General features: G+C 68.2%; 19 protein-coding genes. 2 read left to right on the top strand and 17 right to left on the bottom strand.

What is annotated here, in order from left to right; genetic code table 11:
- Positions 1-108: 108 nt before the first annotated feature.
- The 8 genes from soxB to B0W88_RS01990 are packed head-to-tail and all read right to left on the bottom strand — an operon-like array spanning position 109 to position 6,977.
- Positions 109-1,863, bottom strand: a complete 1,755-nt coding sequence (gene soxB / locus B0W88_RS02025; RefSeq protein WP_233151596.1) for a thiosulfohydrolase SoxB — start codon at positions 1,861-1,863, stop codon at positions 109-111.
- Complete coding sequence (gene soxX / locus B0W88_RS02020; RefSeq protein ID WP_077032980.1) at positions 1,860-2,525, bottom strand: sulfur oxidation c-type cytochrome SoxX; 666 nt, start codon at positions 2,523-2,525, stop codon at positions 1,860-1,862. The genes soxB and soxX overlap by 4 nt, the downstream gene beginning before the upstream one ends.
- 16 nt (positions 2,526-2,541) lie before the next feature.
- Complete coding sequence (gene soxA, locus B0W88_RS02015) at positions 2,542-3,342, bottom strand: sulfur oxidation c-type cytochrome SoxA (protein WP_077032974.1); 801 nt, start codon at positions 3,340-3,342, stop codon at positions 2,542-2,544.
- Between the two features lie 40 nt (positions 3,343-3,382).
- Positions 3,383-3,694: a thiosulfate oxidation carrier complex protein SoxZ gene (soxZ, locus tag B0W88_RS02010; RefSeq protein WP_077032973.1), complete on the bottom strand. Its 312-nt coding sequence runs from the start codon at positions 3,692-3,694 to the stop codon at positions 3,383-3,385.
- A gap of 20 nt (positions 3,695-3,714) precedes the next feature.
- The gene (soxY, locus tag B0W88_RS02005) at positions 3,715-4,185 is read right to left on the bottom strand and encodes a thiosulfate oxidation carrier protein SoxY (protein WP_077032972.1); all 471 of its coding nucleotides are present in this window, start codon (positions 4,183-4,185) and stop codon (positions 3,715-3,717) included.
- A 33-nt stretch (positions 4,186-4,218) separates the two neighbouring features.
- Positions 4,219-5,271: a c-type cytochrome gene (locus B0W88_RS02000; protein WP_077032971.1), complete on the bottom strand. Its 1,053-nt coding sequence runs from the start codon at positions 5,269-5,271 to the stop codon at positions 4,219-4,221.
- A complete protein-coding gene (soxC, locus tag B0W88_RS01995; RefSeq protein WP_077032970.1) occupies positions 5,255-6,601 on the bottom strand; it encodes a sulfite dehydrogenase in 1,347 nt (448 codons plus the stop codon). Before soxC ends, B0W88_RS02000 begins: the two co-directional genes overlap by 17 nt.
- Before the next feature lies 1 nt (position 6,602).
- Positions 6,603-6,977 carry a metalloregulator ArsR/SmtB family transcription factor gene (locus B0W88_RS01990; RefSeq protein WP_077032969.1) on the bottom strand — a complete coding sequence of 125 codons (375 nt, stop codon included), beginning with the start codon at positions 6,975-6,977 and terminating at the stop codon, positions 6,603-6,605.
- Between the two features lie 115 nt (positions 6,978-7,092).
- Between B0W88_RS01990 and B0W88_RS01985 the strand changes: the two genes are divergently transcribed.
- Positions 7,093-8,148: a diguanylate cyclase gene (locus B0W88_RS01985; RefSeq protein ID WP_077032968.1), complete on the top strand. Its 1,056-nt coding sequence runs from the start codon at positions 7,093-7,095 to the stop codon at positions 8,146-8,148.
- Here the strand turns inward: B0W88_RS01985 and B0W88_RS01980 are convergent, their stop codons facing one another.
- On the bottom strand, positions 8,149-8,967 hold the full coding sequence (locus B0W88_RS01980; RefSeq protein WP_077032967.1) for an HDOD domain-containing protein: 819 nt from the start codon (positions 8,965-8,967) through the stop codon (positions 8,149-8,151). It abuts the gene before it with no gap.
- A gap of 57 nt (positions 8,968-9,024) precedes the next feature.
- A complete protein-coding gene (locus tag B0W88_RS01975; RefSeq protein ID WP_077032966.1) occupies positions 9,025-9,786 on the bottom strand; it encodes a TSUP family transporter in 762 nt (253 codons plus the stop codon).
- A 661-nt stretch (positions 9,787-10,447) separates the two neighbouring features.
- Here B0W88_RS01975 and B0W88_RS01970 point away from each other — a divergent pair.
- Positions 10,448-11,710, top strand: coding sequence for a TIGR03790 family protein (locus tag B0W88_RS01970; RefSeq protein ID WP_077032965.1), 1,263 nt, complete (start codon positions 10,448-10,450; stop codon positions 11,708-11,710).
- Between the two features lie 4 nt (positions 11,711-11,714).
- Here the strand turns inward: B0W88_RS01970 and B0W88_RS01965 are convergent, their stop codons facing one another.
- From B0W88_RS01965 to B0W88_RS01935, 7 genes are all read right to left on the bottom strand, one after another.
- Complete coding sequence (locus tag B0W88_RS01965; RefSeq protein WP_077032964.1) at positions 11,715-11,954, bottom strand: formate dehydrogenase subunit delta; 240 nt, start codon at positions 11,952-11,954, stop codon at positions 11,715-11,717.
- Between the two features lie 2 nt (positions 11,955-11,956).
- The gene (gene fdhD / locus B0W88_RS01960; RefSeq protein WP_077032963.1) at positions 11,957-12,799 is read right to left on the bottom strand and encodes a formate dehydrogenase accessory sulfurtransferase FdhD; all 843 of its coding nucleotides are present in this window, start codon (positions 12,797-12,799) and stop codon (positions 11,957-11,959) included.
- Between the two features lie 12 nt (positions 12,800-12,811).
- Positions 12,812-15,667 carry a formate dehydrogenase subunit alpha gene (gene fdhF / locus B0W88_RS01955; protein WP_077032962.1) on the bottom strand — a complete coding sequence of 952 codons (2,856 nt, stop codon included), beginning with the start codon at positions 15,665-15,667 and terminating at the stop codon, positions 12,812-12,814.
- An 18-nt stretch (positions 15,668-15,685) separates the two neighbouring features.
- A complete protein-coding gene (locus B0W88_RS01950; RefSeq protein ID WP_077032961.1) occupies positions 15,686-17,248 on the bottom strand; it encodes an NADH-quinone oxidoreductase subunit NuoF in 1,563 nt (520 codons plus the stop codon).
- Entirely contained in the window at positions 17,245-17,748 is a 504-nt protein-coding gene (locus B0W88_RS01945; RefSeq protein WP_233151595.1) for a formate dehydrogenase subunit gamma, read from the bottom strand. The genes B0W88_RS01950 and B0W88_RS01945 overlap by 4 nt, the downstream gene beginning before the upstream one ends.
- A gap of 60 nt (positions 17,749-17,808) precedes the next feature.
- On the bottom strand, positions 17,809-19,476 hold the full coding sequence (locus B0W88_RS01940) for an OFA family MFS transporter (protein WP_077032959.1): 1,668 nt from the start codon (positions 19,474-19,476) through the stop codon (positions 17,809-17,811).
- 130 nt (positions 19,477-19,606) lie between these two features.
- Positions 19,607-20,566: a LysR substrate-binding domain-containing protein gene (locus B0W88_RS01935; RefSeq protein WP_077032958.1), complete on the bottom strand. Its 960-nt coding sequence runs from the start codon at positions 20,564-20,566 to the stop codon at positions 19,607-19,609.
- Positions 20,567-20,655: the final 89 nt, after the last annotated feature.

Here is a 20,655-nt window from a genome sequence, read left to right as displayed (position 1 = left end):
GTCCTCCTGCGTCCACAACCGCGCGCCGCCCAGCGTGGTGGGCGGCAGCGGGCTGCTGCTCTTCTTGTCCTTGCTCATGGCAGGCAGTATGCCCGCCGGCAATGACCGTCAAGCGATGCCGGGGTTGCCTGCGGCGCCGACGAGTTTCGGCGTGTTGATGCGGCGCTCGCCGATGCGTCCAGGCTGGCCGTTAGCACCCGGGCTGGCTTTCGCGCGCAGCCACTGCTCGGCAAGCTCCCAGACCGGCTTGTTGCCGGCCTTGGCGGCCTCCTCGGCCACCGGCGCCCAGCCGGCGACCTTATAGGTCTTGCCGGCCTCGATCGGCTTGCCGCCCAGCCGCATGTCGGAGATGCGGCTGCCCATCTTTGCCTCGGGCGTGCAGGTGTAGGCGAGGCCGCCGACGCGCACCATGTCCCCGCCCTGCTGGTAGTAGGGGTCGGGGTTGAAGAGGTTGTCGGCCACGTCCTCGAGGATGGTCTTGATCGTCTCTCCGCTCATCGCCGTCACGGTGGCGTACGGGTAGGTGATGGCAGTCTGGTCCATCAGCATCTCGCGGGTGATGGTCTGGCCCGGCAGCAGGCTGGTGCCCCAGCGGAAGCCCGGGGAGAAGGCGATCTCCGCGCCCTGCACGTCCATCAGCGCGTCGCACAGCAGCTGGTCCCAGGACCCGTTGAAGTTGCCGCGGCGGTAGAGCAGGCCCTCGGTGACGGCCAGCGGCTCCGCCAGGCGCGCGGCGAAGGGCGCGCGGACCTTGGCGATCAGCGCGGCCATCTCGGCGTCGGCAGGGAGCAGGTTCGAGAAGATGGGCAGCAGGCGATAGTTCAGCTCGGGCTTGCCCGATGGGCCGACCTTCGCATCGAGCACGCCGAGGAACTTGCCGTTGCTGCCGGCATTGGTCACCAGCGTCTGGCCGCCGCGATTCTTCACCGACACCGGCACCGGCATGCCGTCATGCGTGTGGCCACCGAGGATGGCGTCCAGCCCGCTGACGCGACCGGCCAGTTTCAGATCGACGTCCATGCCGTTGTGGCTCAGCAGCACGACCAGCTTCGCGCCCTTGGCCTTGACGGCGTCGACGACCGCCTGCAGCTCCTGCTCGCGGATGCCGAAGCTCCAGTCGGGCACCAGGTAGCGCGGGTTGGCGATCGGCGTGTACGGGAAGGCCTGGCCGATGATGGCCACCGGCACGCCGTTGATCTCCTTCAGCGTGTAGCCGGGGAAGACGTCGTCGCCGAAGTCGTTGGTCTTGACGTTGTGGGCGACGAAGTCGATCTTGCCCTTGAAGTCGCCGTCGACGATCTGCTTGACGCGCTCCTGGCCGTAGGTGAACTCCCAGTGGCCGGTCATCACGTCCACGCCCAGCAGCTTGCAGGCGTCGACCATGTCCTGGGCGTTGGTCCACAGGGACGTGGCCGAGCCCTGCCAGGTGTCGCCACCGTCCAGCAGCAGCGCGCCGGGGCGGCTGGCCTTCAGCCGCTTGACCAGCGTCGCCAGGTGGGCAAAGCCGCCGACCTGGCCGTAGCGGCGGGCGGCGCGTTCGAAGTCGAGGCTGGTGTAGGCATAGGCCTCGGGCGTGCCGGGCCTCAGGCCCAGCGCCTTCAGCAGCGGCTCGCCGACCAGGTGCGGCAGCTGGCCCTTCTGCTCGAAGAAGCCCAGGTTGACGCTGGGCTCGCGGAAGTACAGCGGCATCAGCTGCGCATGGCAGTCGGTCATGTGCAGCAGGCTGACCGCGCCCGGGCCCTTGAAGGGCGGCGGGGCGTCATAACGGTCAGCATCAGCGGCGTGCGCCTTGGCGCCGAAGCCGGCCACCGCGGCAGCCCCCAGCAACTGCGCGAACTCGCGCCTGCTGATACCGGCCGTCACTGCGCGTTCACCGGCGATTTCGGGTCCAGCAGCAGCGCCATGATGTCGCGCACCTGGCCTTCGCTCAGCACGCCGGCGTGGCCGAAGCGGGGCATGTTGGAGCAGGCGTTGGTGGCCTTGGCGTTCCAGATCTTGCCCCAGGTGTACTTGACGATGGCCTCGGCCTCTTTTGAGTCAGGGTTCGTCACGCCGCGCAGCTTGCCGTACTGGTACAGGCTCGGGCCGATGGTGCCGAAGGAGATCTCGGCCTTGGCGATCTGGTGGCAGTTGTAGCAGTTGCCGCCGGAGGGTTGGCCGGCCTTGTCGGTCCAGGTCATGCCGCGGCCGTTCTGGGCCAGCTTCTCGCCTTCCTTCCAGTCGCCGAGGTACTTGCCGTCGCTGGGCCACTTCACCGTGGCCATCTGGGCGGCTTCGAGCTTGCCTGTGACGGCGGCCGGCGGGGCCTTGTCGCCGGAGCAGGCCTGCTGGATCTCGTCCTGCTGCAGGCGGTCCAGCTTGGCGATGCCCTCCTCGCGGAAGGAGGTGTTCAGCATCGCCTTCGCGGCGGCCGTGGTCTCGGCATCGCTCGGCTCGGCCGGGCCGGTGGCGCAGGCGCTGATGCCGGCCACGACGGCGGCCGCGGCGGCGAGGGCGATCCAGGTCTTGGTGTTCTTGCTCATCATCGACATCCTTCCTTGATCAGCGCTTGATCGCCGGGGCCACCGAGGTGGCGCCCTTGCTGTTCACGCCCATGTAGGTGGCCAGGGCGATGGTGACGTCCGAGGCATAGCCCGGATAGGGGAAGCGCTGCTGGCGGAAGCAGTCGTTGAGGCGGCGCTGCATGCTCCACAGCTCGCCGCTGGAGACGCGGTAGGCCGGCCAGGCCGCGAAGCCGACGCCGTCGCCGGGGTTCTTGTAGAGCGCGGGCAGGTCCTGCAGGCGGATGCGCTTGCCGTCCTCGCCGTGGCAGGTGGCGCAGGCGAAGTCATAGGGGCCGGCGCGCAGGTAGAACAGCTTCTTGCCGGCGGCGTACATCTGCTTCTCGGCCGGATGCTGCTGCGGCAGATTGAACTTCAGGCCGTTGGACTCGGACGAGATCCAGGCCACATAGGCCTCGATGTTCGCCTGCTCGCCCTTGCCGAAGGGCGTGGCGGCGATCGCCTTGGCATCGAAGCCCTGCAGCGTCTCCATGCAGCTCAGCAGGCGCGATTCGAGATCCTGCACCCGGCCCGTGTCGCTGAAGTAACGCGGCAGCTCGACGAAGGCGCCCTTGACGACGCCGGGGCCCTTGCCGAGGTCGCACTGTTGAAGCGAAGCCTTCTTCGGGCCGCGGGCCTGCTTCCACAGATCCTCGCCCTTGGCCTCGAACAGTTCGGCGGGGTTGCCATCGGCCAGCATCGCGCGGTACTGGGCGATGCCGTCGGCGGTGGAGGTCTGGGCGTGGGCTGCAAGGCCTGCGGCGGCGCCGATCAGGGCGAGCGCCAGCTTCATGGTGGTCATCGGCTTTGTCTCCTTGTCGTACCGGGGATCAGACACTCAGTCAGGACACGGTCGCTTCGTCGCTGCGCTTGTCGCCGTGGTTGTCCACCCAGTTGATCGTGATCTTGTCGCCGGCCTTGGCGCCCTTCACGGTGAACTGCAGGAAGGGGTTCTTGGAGACGGCCGGACCCCACTGGGCGGTCATCACCGTCTTGCCATTGAGCTGCGCGGTGACGTCGCTGATGTACCAGGCCGGGATGGTCTTGCCGGCCGCGTCCTTGCGCTGGCCGGTTTCCATCTCATGAGCCATCAGCACGCGAACCACTGCGTTGCCGCCTTGCGCCTGGGCGCGAATGCGCATCGGATCTGCCATGTCTGTTTCTCCTTGTCGGGTCAGCCGCCGCAGCCGCCGAGGGTCACTTTGATCTCTTTCTGGGCGAAGAGAACCTTGTTGTCGTTCGTGATCGCCAGCGCGTAGACGTTGGAGGTCTGGCCCATCTTCACGCGGGTGGACATCTGCGGTTCGACGAACTCGGTGACGTCGAAGGTGGCCGTCAGGATGTTCGGGTTCTTCTCGACCAGCACCAGCAGGCGCTTGACGCCCGGCGCGGTGCTCGCGACGGCCAGCGGCACGACGGCGCCGTTCTCGGCGATGTCCGGGCCGGTCAGCGTGACCAGCGGGCTCTCGACCGGCTTGCCGATGCCCAGGGCCTTGTACAGCTCGTCCATGCCCTTGGCGCCGAAGGCGGCCTGGCTGATGGCCTCGGCATGGGCCAGTTGGGGCAGCAGCCCGGCGCTGGCCAGCAGGCCGGCAACGACGGCGCTGTGCTTGAGCAGCTCGCGGCGGTTCGTGGTGGGGTTCATTCGCTCATCTCCATCGGGGAACGGGGGGAATTCTCACTGATTGCCAGCGCCGCCGGCGAGCCAGGCGGCGATGGCCGTCAGATCGGCGGCGGATACGGCTTCTTGCGCGGGCATCGGGATGGTGCCCCAGTTGCCGCTGCTGCCGCTGCGGATGCGCGAGGCGAAATACTCGCGCGCATCGGGGCGGTCCTTGTACTTGGCGGCCACGTCCTTGAAGGCGGGGCCGACCAGCTTCGCGTCGATCTGGTGGCAGGCGAAGCAGGCGTGCTGGGTCAGCAGCTTGGCGACGTCGACGGCGGGCGCGGCGGCCTGCGCGGCGGGCTTGGCCGCAGCAGCCTTCGGCGCCGTGTCCAGGCCGCGCTGCGGGCCGACCAGGCGCTGCTGCTGCGAGAGGTTGCCGTGGGCGTTCATCGCGAAGTCGGGCAGCAGCGAGGCGACCTTGGGCTCGGTGGCGCAGTTCGTCATGCAGGACGAGCCCTGCACGTCGGGCTTGCTCGCCTTGCTGAATTCCTTGCCCGGCCACATCGCGTGGTCCCAGGTCTTGCCATTGCGGTTGGGCAGGCGCTGCTGCACCTCGGCAATGTTCCTGTCCGACAGCTCGCCGTCCGCCGGCAAGACATCGGCCAGCGAGAGCAGGTAGGCGGTGACCGCGTAGACCTCGTCGGGCTTCAGGCTCTTGGGCGCGGTCCAGGGCATGGCGCGCTGGATGTAGTCGAACAGCGTGCTGATGTGGGAGACCTTCATCAGCGTCGTGCGGCCCGGGAAGGACGGGTCGGTCAGGCGCTTCACATGGCCGGTCTTGATGTCGTCCGCCGTCGTGCCACCGACCAGCGCGCTGAACACCTCGTTCGATTCGCCGAAAACACCGTGGCAGCCGGCGCACTTGGCTTCCCACAGGTCCTGGCCCTGCGCCACCGTGCCGCGGCCGGGCGGCAGGCCCTTGAAGTCGGGGCGGACGTCGATGTCCCAGGCCTTCACCTCGGCGGGCGTGGCGGTTCTGCCGATGCCGTCGAACCTGGGCGTTTGGGCCGTCGCCGCGACGCTCGCCAGGGCCAGCGCGAAGATGAAGTTACGAGAGCTGGACATTCTTGACCTCCCCGCTCTCCTGCACCAGCCAGGTCTGGATCGAGTTGTTGTGATAGATCGAGCGCCGGCCGCGCACCGCGCGCATCTGCTGGTAAGTGGCCTGCACTTGGCCGGTCTCGTCAGTGGCGCGGCTCATCACCAGCGCGGGCTTGCCATCCCAGGTCCAGGGCAGCGTGAAGCGGGTCAGGCAGCGGTCCATCACCGGGGTCTGCAGCACAGCCGCGCGCCAGTTGCGGCCGCCGTCGACGGAGACGTCCACCTTCTTGATCCTGCCTCGGCCCGACCAGGCCAGGCCGCTGATGTTGTAGAAGCCCTTGTCGAGCAAGACCTGACCCCCGCTGGGCGTGGTCACCACGCTCTTGACCTCCTGGATCGAGGTGTACTGGCGGTGCTGGCCATCGGGCATCAGGTCGACGTAGTGGACGTCCTCGTCCTTGGTGGCATAGGGCATGTCGCCGACCTCGACCCGCCGCAGGTACTTGACCCAGCTCACGCCCTGCACGCCGGGCACCACGAGGCGCAGCGGGTAGCCGTTCTCCGGGCGCAGCATCTCGCCGTTCTGGCCGTAGGCGAGCAGCACGTCGCCGCTCTCGACCAGCTCCATCGGGATCGTGCGGGTCATCGAGGACCCGTCGGCGCCCTCGGCCAGCAGGAAGCGGCCGCGCTTCCTGTCGTAGCCGCACATCTCCAGCACGTCGATCAGGCGCACGCCGGTGAACTCGCTGCAGGACAGCATGCCGTGGGTGTACTGCACCGTCGGCACGGCCACGTTGCCCCATTCCATGCCGGTGTTGGCGCCGCACTCGATGAAGTGGAAGCGAGAGACGCTCGGCAGGCGCATCAGCTCGTCCATCGTGAAGACCATCGGGCGCCTGAGCATCTGAGCGTCGCTGCCGTTGACCATCAGCCGGTGCTTGCTCGGGTCGATGTCCCACCAGCCCTGGTGGTGGCGCTCGAAGTGCAGGCCGCTGGGCGTGACGATGCCGAACAGGCCCTGCAGCGGCGCGAAGGAGACGGAGGCCTGGCGCGTCGGCGTCAGGCCGGGACTCTGGCGTCGCTGCAGGTTGGCCTCGTACTTCGAGGGCTTGCCATAACCTTCCAGCGCGACGGGTTGGCCCAGCGCCAGTGAGTGAGGCGGCAGGCTCAGGATGTTGTCGTCGCCGGCGGCCTGGGCCCGCGCGGCGCCGGCGGCGAGCGCAGCGGCGGCGGTGGCGAAGGCGCCGCGCAGCAGGCGGCGGCGCTGCTCGGGCGCGGCGCGCAGCTGCTCGGCGCTCAGCAGGTTCTCGGGGGCGCGCAGCAGGCGGCCCGGCGCGGCGTCGTCGACGGTCATGTCAGGTTCTCGGCAGGATCAGGCGTTCGGCGGGATGCATGGCTTGCGGATCGTCGATCTCGATGGCGATCTGCGTGCAGACCGCGCGGCACAGAGCCACCGCCCGCTCGTTCTGCACGCGATACAGCATCTGCTGGCCCTCGCGCCGCCGCGCCAGGATGCCGGCGCGGTAGAGCTGGTTCAGGTGCTGGGACATATTGGGCTGGGTGGTGGGGATCTCTTCCAGCAGCGCGCCCACGCTCTTCTCGCCGTTGCACAGCGCGCTGATGATGCGCAGCCGCATCGGCGTGGACATCAGCGAGAACAGCTCGGCGGCGATCTCGTAGACGCGCTCGACCGGGGTCGACGTCGGATCGGGCGTGGATTCGTCAGGCATGTGAATCACTATATAAGCATATGCTGATGTTTTGCAAACTAGGGAGCCCCGACAAACTGGGGAACACCGGCTCTTACACTGCCTCACCGCTGCTTTCACGACGCCGCCGCCCGCCATGTCCTTCGACCCGAGCGCCGACAAGGAATCGTCCCTGAGCCCGGCGCCCGCCGGGGCCGCCGCGCCTTCGATGCGGCTGCGCATGGTCCTCGCGGTGGCCCTGGTGAGCCTGTTGCTGCTGGCCCTGGTCGACGGCCTGCTGGCGCTGCGCGACGACGAAGTGCGCCAGGCCCTTGGCGGCGAACGGCTGCTCGCCGTCCTGCTGCGCGACCTGCTGCTGGTGGCCCTGCTGAGCGGCGCGATCGCGCTGGTGCTGGACCGCATGCTGCTGCGTCCCCTGCGCCGCATGGCCGCCAGCGCCCGGTCCTTCGACCCGACCCAGCCGCCGCCGGCCCGCGAGCTGCCCGGCGAGCCCGAGGCGCCGGCCGAACTGCAGCAGCTCTCGCACTCGCTGAACCGCGTGCACAAGGACCTCTGGCAGCAGCTGCAGCACGAGCAGCAGCGCCGCGCCGGGCTGGAACAGGAGATCGAACGCCAGCAGCACTCGCTGACGCAGACCCGGCATGAACTCGACACCAAGATCCGCGAACTGGGCAGCCTGAGCCGCGTCGATGAATTGACCGGCCTGGCCAACCGCCGCGAGTTCGACGAGCGCCTGCGCCGGGAGTTCAAGCGCGCGCAGCGCGACCGCGGCCTGCTGGCCCTGGCCGTGCTGGACCTGGACCACTTCAAGGCCTACAACGAGCGCTACGGAACGGCCGCCGGCGATGCGGCGCTGGCCCGCGTGGGGCAATTGCTGGCGGTGCGCTTCAAGCGCGATACGGACGTGGTGGCGCGGCTGGGCGGGGAGGAATTCGTGGCCTTGCTGCCCGGCTTCGACATCGGGGCGGCGCAGGGGCTGCTGGAGCAGTTGCGCGAGGACCTGCTGGCCCTGCAGGTGCCGCACGAGCGCTCATCGACCGGTGTGCTGACGGTCAGCGTCGGCCTGGCCGCCTACAGCCCCGCCCATCCCTACCTGAGCGCGCAGGCCCTGATGCAGGCCGCCGACGAGGCGCTGTACATCGCCAAGCATGCCGGCCGCGACCGGCTGAGCCTGGCCGCCAGCGGCGCCTGATCAGCGGCCGTGCTGCTCGGCCTGCTCCAGCTGCTCGGTCACGCGGCGGGCGGCGCGCAGCACCAGGGTCTCGTCCAGTTGTGCCTGCGGCGCCAGGGCCTGGGTCACCTCTTCCAGCTGCTCAGGCTGCAGCAGCATGGCCCAGGCCACCGTCGAGATCGCGCTGACGGTGCGGCGCTGCAGGGCCTCCGGCATCGTCAGCGTGGCCTGCACCTCGACGTGGTAGCGCACGCTGGCCACCGAAGCCGGCGCCAGGCCCCAGCTCTCGCACAGGGCGGCGCCCAGCGCGTCATGGCTGACGCCGAAGGCCGTGCGCTCGAGCTGGGCCAGCTCCGAGTCGCTGGCCGCCGCACGCAGCATCGAAGGGTAATGAGCAGGTGCGTGGCGGTACAGCACCGCCTTGCCGCATTCCTCGAACAGGCCAGCCGAATGCGCCGCCCACGGGTCCACGCCCAGCAGCTGGCCCATGCGACCCATGATCAGCCCGCGCCGTGCGGCCCGTGACCAGACCTGTTCCAGCTCGGCCGCCGAGGGGAAGGCGGCGCGCAGGCCCATCTCGAAGGTGATCGCCGCGACCTCGCGCATGCCCAGGTAGGTCAGCGCCTGGTGCACCGTCTGCACCCGGCCGCGCAGGCCGTACATCGACGAGTTCACCGCCTTCAGCACCGCGGCGGCCAGGGCCATGTCGGATTCGACCAGGGCGGACATCGCCTGCAGGTCCACGTCCTCCGCTGCCATCAGCAGCGACAGCTTGACGAGGACCTCCGGCTGGGTGGGGATCTCGATGTCGAGCGAGCGCAACTGCGGGTCAACGGGCATGGCGGGTCAGGATTCGGTCGGGTGACGAATGGTAGCGCCCGCGAGGCCCAAACTTGCTCAACGCAGGAAGGCATCCCAGCCTGTTTTCAGAATCAGCACCGAGACGACGACGACGAACATGCCCCGCACGAAGCCCGCGCCCCGGCGCAGGGCCATGCGCGTGCCGATCAGGCTGCCCACCACATTGGTCACCGCCATCACCAGCGCCACATGCCACCAGATGTGTCCGGTGTAGGCAAACAGCGACAGCGCCGCCGCATTGGTGGCCACGTTCATCAGCTTGGCGGTGGCCGAGGCATGCAGGAAGTCGTAGCCCAGCAGGCGCACGAACAGGAAGACAAAGAAGCTGCCGGTACCCGGCCCGAAGAAGCCGTCGTAGAAACCGACCACCAGCGCGATGCCGCCGGCCACCAGCGTTTCCTTGCGCCCGGTGAAGCGCGGCTCGTGGTTGCGGCCCATGTCCTTGCGCGCCAGCGTGTAGGCCAGCACCGCCACCAGGATCAGCGGCAGCGCCTTGCGCAGGCCGTCGGTGCTGACCTGCGTGACCGCCCAGGCGCCGACGAAACCGCCCACCAGCGCGAACACGGCTGCCGGCGCCAGCGCCTTCCAGTTCAGCGAGACGCGCCGCGCGTACTGCACCGTCGCCCAGGCCGTGCCCCAGACCGAAGCGCCCTTGTTGGTGCCCAGCAAGGTGGCCGGCACGCTGCTGGGGAACACGCCGAACAGCGCCGGCACCAGCACGAGGCCGCCACCGCCGACGACGGCATCGATGAAACCAGCCAGCAGGGAAGCCAGCGCGACGGTGGTGAGTTCAAGCATCGGGGGAAGCGTTCACAGGCCGCGGCGCACAGGCGCCGGGAACACGGAAGAAAGTCGGCAGATACAAACAAAACGGGCACCGGAAGCGCTGCTTCGGTGCCCGCGAATTGTGACAGTGTCACTGGATTCGTTGATCTTGCTTTCTGTTGTGTATGTCTCCTCAGCCCCGCCTCGCGTCTGCCGCTTGTGACAGGCATCCGCATCGAGTGCTGTGCAATGTAGATGTCATCAACCACGCACGCACTTGGGGTTTTCCTCAGACACGAGCACCAAAACAGGGATGTTGGTGTGCGCAAACTTTCAGTTAAGCGATTAAACCAGCGGGTTTGCCGCCTGAAGAAGCCAAGCACCATCGGATGTCGCCGGCGCTGACTTGCCAGGCGTGGCTTTTACGCCCAACAACATCTAGGGCTTGCATATCGCGCCAATGTGGTGCAGATGTGACGAATTCTTTACTGTGCGAGGGGGTGAATCCGGGGCACGGCGCTACGCCACAATCGCGCCGATGCGGGCCTTTCCTAACTCTCAAATTGAGCGGCATATCCGGAAGGCCGCCCTTCTCGCCGCCGTACTGGCGCTCCTTCTTCTCGCGGCCTGCGGCGGTGGCGGCGGCGGCGCGTCCTCCACGTCCACGGATGGCTCGGGCAGCGTCGACACGCCCTTGTCCACGCTGACGCTGAACCTGCCGTCGCACGGCATCGGCGCCGCGCAACTGGCCGTGATCGTGGCCAACGGCGATCCGGTGTCCGAGGCGATCGCTGCGAGCTACCAGACGAAACGCGGCATCCCGGCCGCCAACATGATCCGCGTCACGCTGCCGACGACGGCCGCCGAGATCTCGTCCACGGACTTCGCCACGCTGAAGGCCGCCATCGACGCCCAGTTGCCCGCCGGCGTGCAGGCGACGCTGCTGACCTGGAGCGCCCCTTCGCGCGTCAAGGGCAGCAGCTGCTCGATGAGCATCACCAGCGCCATGGCCTTCGGCTACAAGGCCAGCTACTGCAACGCCGCCTGCGCGACCACGACGAGCTCGGCCTACTTCAACTCCGAGTCGCAGGCGCCGCAGACCGACCTCGGCATGCGGCCCTCGATGATGCTGGCGCGCACGACCCTCGATGCCGCGAACGCGCTGATCGACAAGGGCGTGTCCGCCGACGGCACGGCCCCCGCCGGCACCGGCTGGCTGATCCGCACCAGCGACGCCAACCGCAGCGGGCGCTACACCGACTTTTCCCCGCTGCCCACGCTGTGGGCCAGCACGCTGGCGCTGAACTACGTGGACAACTCCGGCGGCCTGGGCTCCGACGTGATCAGCGGCAAGACCGATGTGCTGTTCTATTTCACCGGCCTGCCGAGCATCCCCTCGCTGACGACGAACCAGTACCGCCCCGGCGCCATCGGCGATTCGCTCACCTCCTATGCCGGCGTGCTGCCCAACGGCAACGCCGGCCAGACCCTCGTGACGGCCTGGCTCGACGCGGGCCTGACCGCCAGCTACGGCACCGTCGAGGAGCCCTGCAACTACACGGACAAGTTTCCCGAAGCCTCGGTATTGATCGACCAGTACTGGCGCGGCGCCACCTTGATCGAGGCCTACTGGAAGTCGGTGGCCACGCCGGGCCAGGGCCTGTTCGTCGGCGAGCCGCTCGCCCAGCCGTGGCGCGATGCGCCGACGCTGACGATCAGCGGCAACAACTACCTGATCAGCAGCCGCGCGTTGCGGCCGGGCAGCCGCTACACGCTGGACTACCGCACGACGACGACCGGGAACTGGACCACGCTGGCCAGCTTCAATACGGCCTCGCGCGCGCAGCTGCAGAGCCTCACGGCCCCGCGGCCGCCGGCCACCGCCGTTCAACTGCGCTGGACCGGCCCCTGCCCGACGAATGCCAGCCAGAGCTGCACGCTGGCGAGTTCGAGCTAGCGGATCAGGCGCGGACCAGCGGCTCCAGCAACTCCCGATGCGTGGTGATCGCCTCGAGGATGAAGGGGCTCAGCGCGCTCGAGTCGTCCCCATCCACATAGGCCAGCAGCGCCCGCCGCATGCGTGGCTCCCAGAACTTCTTGATGTGCTGGGACGCGCCTTCCAGCGCTTCCGGATGGTCCGGCATGTCCTGGAAGAAGGCGCCGATCTGGTTGGCCATGCGGATCAGGTTCTCGATGTGCATAACTAGTTACCTAAACTGATTCTGTCGGCGTGGCTGTAGACCACCAGGTCCTGCTGGCGCGCGAAGCCGACCAGCGTGAGGCCAGCGCAGCGCGCGGTCTCGATGGCGAAGGCCGTGGGCGCCGATACGGCCGCGAGCAGCGACACCCCCGCCTTCGCCGCCTTCTGCACCATCTCGAAACTGGCGCGGCTGGTGACGGCGATGAAGCCCTGCGAGGCATCCACGTCGTTGCGGGCCAGCGCGCCGATCAGCTTGTCCAGCGCGTTGTGCCGGCCGACGTCCTCGCGCAGCCAGCGCAGCTCGCCCTCGCGGGTGCACCAGGCGGCCGCATGCACGGCGCCGGTCGATTGCTGCAGCGTCTGGTGCGCGCGGAACTGGGCCATGGCATGCGACACGGCCTTGGCGTTCCATGACGCACGCGCCGACACCGGGGCCAGGTCTTGCCTCACATGCGCCAGGCTCTCGGTGCCGCACAGGCCGCAGCCGGTGCGGCCGGTCATCGAGCGGCGGCGTTCCTTCAGCCGCATGAAGGCGGAGCTGGCCACCTGCAGCTGCAGCGTCACGCCTTCGGGCGAAACCTCCTCGTCCACCGCATAGAGCTCGTGCGCCGCATCCAGGATGCCCTCGCTGAGCGAGAAGCCCAGCGCGAAGTCCTCCAGGTCCAGCGGCGTGGCCAGCATCACCGCGTGGGAGATGCCGTTGAACTCCAGCGCCACCGGCACTTCCTCGGCCACCCAGTCGGGCGCCTCGAAGGCCTGTCCACCGCGCAGCCCGCGCACGCGCACCTCGCGGGCGCCTTCGCAGAAGGCGTCAGCGGGGGTGGCGATCTCGTTCGGCGCGTTCATCACCCCACCAGCTTACTTCGCCGACACCACGTCGTTGCGCGCATCCAGGAATTCCTGCTGCGCCTTGTTGAAGCGGCTGTACTCCTGCTGCCAGCTGGACGGCTGCATCACCGGCATCACCTGCACCGCGGTCACCTTGTACTCGGGGCAGTTGGTGGCCCAGTCGGAGCTGTCCGTCGTGATCACGTTGGCGCCGGACTCGGGGAAGTGGAAGGTCGTGTAGACCACACCCGGCTGCATGCGTTCGGAGACCACCGCGCGCAGCACCGTCTCGCCGGCGCGGCTCGTGATGCCGACCCAGTCGCCCTCGCGGATGCCGCGGTCCTCGGCGTCGTGCGGGTGGATCTCCAGCCGGTCCTCGCTGTGCCATTCGTTGTTGGCCGTGCGGCGGGTCTGGGCGCCGACGTTGTACTGCGACAGGATGCGGCCCGTCGTCAGCAGCAGCGGGAACTTGCGCGTGACCTTCTCGTCGGTCGGCACGTACTGGGTGATGATGAACTTGCCCTTGCCCTTGACGAACTTGTTGATGTGCATCGTCGGCGTGCCGTCAGGCGCCGCCTCGTTGCAGGGCCACTGGATGCTGCCGCCCAGTTCCTCGATCCTCTTGTAGGAGACACCGCTGAAGGTGGGCGTCAGCGCGGCGATCTCGTCCATGATCGCCTCGGGGTTCTTGTAGGGCATCGGATAGCCCAGCGCCTCGGAGAGCTTGACCGTGACCTCCCAGTCCGCCAGGCCGGCCAGCGGCGGCATCACCTTGCGAACGCGCGAGATGCGGCGCTCGGCATTGGTGAAGGTGCCGTCCTTCTCGAGGAAGGAAGAACCCGGCAGGAAGACGTGGGCGTACTTGGCGGTCTCGTTCAGGAAGATGTCCTGCACGACCACGCACTCCATCGACTTCATCGCCTCGGCCACGTGCTGGGTGTTCGGGTCGGATTGGACGATGTCCTCGCCCTCGCAATACAGGCCCTTGAAGCTGCCGTCGATGGCGGCCTCGAACATGTTCGGGATGCGCAGGCCCGGTTCCGGTTCCAGCGTCACGCCCCAGGCTTCCTCGAACTGGGCGCGCACGACGCTGTCGCTGATGTGGCGATAGCCCGGCAGCTCGTGCGGGAAGGAACCCATGTCGCAGGAGCCCTGGACGTTGTTCTGGCCCCGCAACGGGTTCACGCCCACGCCTTCGCGACCGACGTTGCCGGTCGCCATCGCCAGGTTGGCGATGCCGATCACCATCGTCGAGCCCTGGCTGTGCTCGGTGACGCCCAGGCCGTAATAGATCGCGGCATTGCCGCCGGTGGCGTAGAGGCGGGCCGCGGCGCGCAGGTCGGCCGCGGGCACGCCGCTGGACGCTTCCAGCGTCTCGGGCGAGTTCTCCGGCTTGGCGACGAACTCACGCCATTCGCCGAAGGACTTCGGATCGCAACGCTCGGCCACGTAGGCCTCGTTCACCAGGCCCTCGGTGACGATGGTGTGGGCCATCGCGGTGATGACCGCAACGTTGGTGCCCGGGCGCAGCGGCAGGTGGTGCACCGCCTTCACGTGCGGGCCGCTGACGATGTCGATCTTGCGCGGGTCGACGACGATCAGCTTGGCGCCCTGGCGCAGGCGCTTCTTCATGCGCGAGGCGAAGACCGGATGGCCGTCGCTCGGGTTGGCGCCGATGACCATGATCACGTCGGCCTCTTCCACCGACTTGAAGGTCTGCGTGCCGGCCGAGGTGCCCAGCGTGGCGCCCAGGCCGTAGCCGGTCGGCGAGTGGCAGACGCGGGCGCAGGTGTCCACGTTGTTGTTGCCGAAGGCCGCGCGGATCAGCTTCTGCACGAGGTAGGTTTCCTCGTTCGTGCAACGCGAGGAGGTGATGCCGCCGATCGAGTCCTTGCCGTACTTGGCCTGCAGGCGCTTGAACTCGCTGGCCGCGTGGCCGATGGCGACTTCCCAGCTGACTTCCTGCCAGGGCTCGTCGATCGTGGCGCGGATCATCGGCTTGGTGATGCGGTCCTTGTGCGTGGCATAGCCCCAGGCGAAGCGGCCCTTGACGCAGGAGTGGCCGTCATTGGCCTTGCCGTCCTTCCAGGGCACCATGCGCACGACTTCCGTGCCCTTCATCTCGGCCTTGAACGAGCAGCCGACGCCGCAATAGGCGCAGGTGGTGATCACGCTGTGCTCGGCCTGGCCCAGCCAGATGACCGACTTCTCCTGCAGCGTGGCGGTCGGGCAGGCCTGCACGCAGGCGCCGCAGGACACGCACTCGGAGTCCATGAAGGGCTCGTCCATGCCCGGCGACACGCGCGACTCGAAGCCGCGGCCGGAGATGGTCAGCGCGAAGGTGCCTTGCGTTTCCTCGCAGGCGCGCACGCAGCGGTTGCAGACGATGCACTTGCTGGCGTCATAGGTGAAGTACGGGTTCGATTCGTCCTTCTTGGCGTCCAGGTGGTTCTCGCCGTCGTAGCCGTAGCGGACGTTGCGCAGGCCGGTGACGCCGGCCATGTCCTGCAGCTCGCAATCGCCGTTGGCGGCGCAGGTCAGGCAGTCCAGCGGGTGGTCGGAGATGTAGAGCTCCATCACGCCCTTGCGCAGCTCCTGCAGCTTCGGCGACTGGGTCTTCACCTTCATGCCCGGCTCGCAAGGCGTGGTGCAGGAGGCCGGATAGCCGCGGCGGCCTTCCACTTCCACCAGGCACAGGCGGCAGGAGCCGAAGGGCTCGAGGCTGTCGGTGGCGCAGAGCTTGGGGACCTGGATGCCGGCGTCGACGGCGGCGCGCATCACCGACGTGCCCTTCGGCACCGTGACTTCCTGTCCGTCGATTTCGAGCGTTACCTCGATGTCCGATTGCTTGGCGGGCGTGCCGTAGTCGGTTTCCTGGATCAGCATTTGAGTTCTCCTCCTGGATCAGGCCGCGGCCTGGTCGGGTGTCTCGAGACCGAAGTCCTCGGGCCAGTGGTTCAGCGCGGACAGCACAGGCAGCGGGGTCATATTGCCCATCGCGCACAGCGAGCCGTTGATCATCGTGTCGCAGAGGTCGCGCAGCAGGATGACCTGCTGGGCACGTTGCTTGTTCTGGGTGATCTTGTCGATCACCTCGACGCCGCGGGTCGAGCCGATGCGGCAGGGCGTGCACTTGCCGCAGCTTTCCAGCTTGCAGAACTCCATCGCGTAGCGGGCCAGCGAGGCCATGTCGGCGGTGTCGTCGTGCACGACGATGCCGCCGTGGCCCACGGTGGCGCCGGCCGCCGCGAAGCTCTCGTAGTCGAAGGGCAGGTCCCAGTTCTTCTCGGGCACGTAGGGGCCCAGCGGGCCGCCGACCTGGATCGCCTTGATCGGCCGGCCGCTCATCGTGCCGCCGCCGTAGCCCTCGACCAGCTCGCGCAGCGAGACACCGAAGGCCTTCTCGACCAGGCCGCCGTACTTGATGTTGCCGGCCAGCTGCATCGGCAGCGTGCCGCGCGAGCGGCCGATGCCGTAGTTCTTGTAGAACTCCGCGCCCTTGGCCAGGATGACCGGCACGCTGGCGAAGGTGATCACGTTGTTGATGACCGTCGGCTGGCCGAACAGGCCCTCGATCGCCGGCAGCGGCGGCTTGGCTCGCACGATGCCGCGCTTGCCCTCGATGCTTTCCAGCAGCGCGGTTTCTTCGCCGCAGACGTAGGAGCCCGCGCCCTTGCGGACTTCGAGCCAGAAGGCCTTGCCGCTGCCCAGCACGTTGTCGCCCAGGTGGCCGGATTTCTCGGCCGCGACGATCGCCTCGTTCAGCGCGGCGATCGCATGCGGGTATTCGGAGCGGCAGTAGATGTAGCCCATCGTGGCGCCGACCGCGAGACCGGCGATCGTCATGCCCTCGATCAGCATGAAGGGGTCGCCCTCCATGGTCATGCGGTCGGAGAAGGTGCCGGAGTCGCCCTCGTCGGCATTGCAGACGATGTACTTCTGCGCCGCCTGCACACCGGCCACCGTCTTCCATTTGATGCCGGCCGGGAAGGCGGCGCCGCCGCGGCCGCGCAGGCCGGAGTCGAACACCTGCTGGACGATCGCCTCGGGCGCTAGACCCAGCGCGGCGCGCAGGCCGGCATAGCCTTCGTGGGCCTCGTAGTCGCTCAGCGACACCGGATCGGTGACGCCCATGCGGGCGAAGGTCAGGCGCTCCTGATTCTTGAGATACGGGATCTCCTCGGTCAGGCCCAGATGGGTCTGATGAGATGTGCCGTTAGCGGGGAAGCCGGCGTCGAACAGCGCGGCGACGTCCTTGGTCGTGACCGGGCCGTAGGCGACGCGGCCGGCGGGCGTCGCCACCTCGACCATGGGCTCCAGCCACATCAGGCCGCGCGAGCCGTTGCGGACGATATTGAGTTCGATCCCGCGGGCGGCAGCCTCGGCGGCGATCTTCTTCGCGACCCGGTCCGCGCCCACGGCGAGGGCGGCGGAGTCGCGCGGGATGTAAATCGTGGCGGCGCTCATGCGGCGCTCCTTGCTTCTTCGATCAGCGAATCCAGGTCATCGACGCTCACCCGGGCGTGCAGTTCATCGCCCAGCATCAGCGCCGGCGAGGACGAGCACAGCCCCAGGCAGAAAGCCGGCTCCAGCGTGAACAGGCCGTCGGCCGAATGCTCGTGCTGGCCGCAGCCCAGCTTCTTCTCGGCATGGGCCATCAGCTGGTCGCCGCCCATCGCCTTGCAGGACTCGGCGCGGCAGATCTGCAGCACATGGCGTGCGGCCGGCTCGCTGCGGAAGTGGTGGTAGTAGGTGATGACGCCGTGCACCTCGGCGCGCGACAGGTTCAGCGCCGCGGCAATGACCGGCACCGAAGCCGGCGGCACGTAGCCGAGCTTGTCCTGCACCTCATGCAGGATCGGCAGCAGCGCGCCGGGCTCGTCCGCGCGGGCGGCCAGCACCGCGCTGACGGTTGCTTCTGCCTCTGCCTTGCTGTTCATCGTCTCCACCATCGCTTCCTCATTCATCAGTTCTAGTGCAGCGGGCCTGCATTGCAAGCAACGCAGGCCCGCATCTTCACATCATGCTCAGCCGAAGAACTTGACCACGCTCAAGAGCGTGCGATACACACCCCAGGCCAGCGGAATTCCAACAGCCAGCCAGGCCAGCACCGCCACCAGGTTCGAGGATGCAGCGGCCGAAGCGGCGCCGCCGCTGCCCGTGCCCACCTCGTTGGCGGCCGCGCGGTCATGCGCCAGGCGCTTCTCTTCCGCCAGTTCGGCGTCGTTCATGAACCACTTCTCGTTCAGCGGACGCACCAGCAGATTGCAGACCAGGCCGATCACCAGCACACCGACGAAGATGTACATCGACTGGTTGTAGGCCTCCGCCTTGGGCAGGCCCAGGCCCTGCTGGTACTCGCGCATATAGGTGATCAGCACCGGGCCGAGGATGCCGGCGGTGGACCAGGCGGTCAGCAGCCGGCCGTGGATCGCGCCGACCATCTGGGTACCGAAGATGTCGGCCAGGTAGGCCGGCACCGTGGCGAAGCCGCCGCCGTACATGGACACGATGATGCAGATCGCGCCGACGAAGGCCAGCTTGGCGCCGCTGTCCGCGCTGCTCGGGATGCTGGCATAGAGGGCGCCGCCCAGCACGAAGAACACGACGTAGGTCAGCTTGCGGCCGAGCTTGTCGGACATGCTGGCCCAGAAGAAGCGGCCGACGATGTTGAACAGGCTCAGCAGCGCGGCGAAGCCGGCGCCGACGACGGCGATCTTGGCCAGCGCGTCCTTGTCCAGGTTGCCGAACTTGGCCGCATCACCGGTGAGGCCGATCAGCGAGCCGCCGAACACCTCCTGCAGCATCGGGCTGGCCATGCCGATCACGCCGATGCCGGCGGTCACGTTCATGCACAGGGCCATCCAGATCAGCCAGAACTGCGGAATGCCCCAGACCTTCTTCACGTGGACGTGGCGTTGGGTGATCATCGCGTTGGCGGTCTGCGCGACCGGCGGCGTCCAGCCCTTGGGCTTCCAGCCGGTGGCCGGGATGCGGTAGCTCATCGCGCCGCCCATCATGAAGATGAAATAGATCACCGCCATGCAGACGAAGGTGGCCGCCACGCTGCCGCCGAAGGCCTTCATCAGCTCCACCGCCATCGGCGAGCCGATCATCGCGCCGCCGCCGAAGCCCATGATGGCCATGCCGGTCGCCATGCCGCGGCGGTCCGGGAACCACTTGATCAGCGTGGACACCGGCGAGATATAGCCCAGGCCCAGGCCGATGCCGCCGATCACGCCGGAGCCCAGCCACATCATCCACAGCTGGTGCGTGGATACGCCCAGAGCTGAGATCAGCAGGCCGCCGCACCAGCAGAAGGCCGCCACGACGCCGGCCTTGCGCGGGCCGACGTGTTCCAGCCAGCCGCCCCACAGCGCCGCGGCCACGCCCAGCACCACGAAGAACAGGGTGTACATCAGGCTCAGCGAGGAGATGCGCCAGTTGCAATCGCTGGCGAACAGCTCGGCCATCAGGCCGACGTCCTTGCCACAGGCCGCGGCGGCGCCGCCCAGCGCCTTGGACAGCGGCAGCCAGAACACCGAGAAGCCGTAGGCCATGCCGATGCAAAGATGGATGGCCAGCGCGGCCGGAGGAACGAGCCACCGGTTGAAGCCGGCGCCGGCGATCGTGCGTTCCTTGTCGAGCAGGCCCGGCGCCCCGGCTCCTGTCGTGTTCCCAATCACGGCGGACATTGATGTCTCTCCTGTCGTACTGCTTTTCCGCGCTGTTTTGGCCGCGCGGTAAGGCCGAAGTGTCCCGAGCGCTCCCGCCCAGGGTCAAATTCATTCGCCGAATGGCGCGATCAGCCCGGTGAATCGAGGGTTAACCTGGATCACCGGGCAGCAGGCCCGCATGACGGGCCAGTTGCTCGCGCCACTCGGCGCTGTCCGCGAAGGCCAGCGCCGCTTCCAGCGTGCGCGAGGGGCGGTTGCTGTCGTGCACCAGCAGGGCCATCGGCACCTCGACCACCGGCGACACCAGCCGCCGGGCCAGCAACTGCGCCGCGTCCCCCTGCATCGCACTGAGCAGCGCCCCCGGCAGCACGCTGGCGACGCGCCCGGCCCTAACGCTCAAAACGAGCGTCAGTATTGAGTTGGTCTCTATCGCCGCCGTGACGGCGCGGCCGCAGGCCGTGAAAAATGCACGATCGATCAGCGTGCGGTTGTGCATTTCGGGGCTCAGCAGGCACAGCGGCAGCTCGGCCGCCTCGCTCCAGGCAAGACCTGGCCCCATCTGCAGGCCCTCGCCCCGCGGCTCGGCCGGGCGCGACAGCAGGTAGTAGTGCTCCACGTACTGCGGGATCACCCGCAGCGCCGAGCGCGCCTCGTCCACCCGCTCGGCATAGCCCAGCGCCATGTCGAGGGCCAGGTTTTCCAGGCCGCCTTCGAGCTCGACGGAACTCATCGAGCGCAGCGTCGGGCGGATGCCGGGGTGCCGGTCCTGCAGCATCGCGCCGAAGCGGGCGGCGATCGGCATCGCCGTCGGCACCGCACCGAGCAGCAGGTTGCCGACCGGCTGGCCGGCGCTGCTCGTCAGGTCCTGCTGCAGCAGTTCGTGCTCGTTCAGCATCCGCCTCGCACTGGCCAGGATGCGCTCGCCTTCGGGCGTGAAGCCCGCGAAGGCGCGGCCCCGCTTGACGATGGCGCAGCCGAAGTTCTCCTCCAGCGCCCGGATCGCATTGGACAGCGCCGGCTGCGTCACATGGCAGGCCACGGCGGCGCGGCCGAAGTGGCGGTGATCGTCCAGCGCGACCAGGTACTTGAGCGAGACGAAGAGGTTCATGCAGCGCCGCTCGGCCGCCCGAAGGCGTTGCGCGCCCCCTCGGGGGGCAGTGAACGAAGTGAGCGTGGGGGCTGCATGGGTGGGCGCGA

The organism is Pelomonas sp. KK5, from assembly GCF_001984095.1.
In the GTDB taxonomy this organism is placed as follows: Bacteria; Pseudomonadota; Gammaproteobacteria; order Burkholderiales; family Burkholderiaceae_C; genus KK5.
Note: the sequence above shows the minus strand (reverse complement) of the source record. Positions and strands in the feature narration are given on the sequence as shown.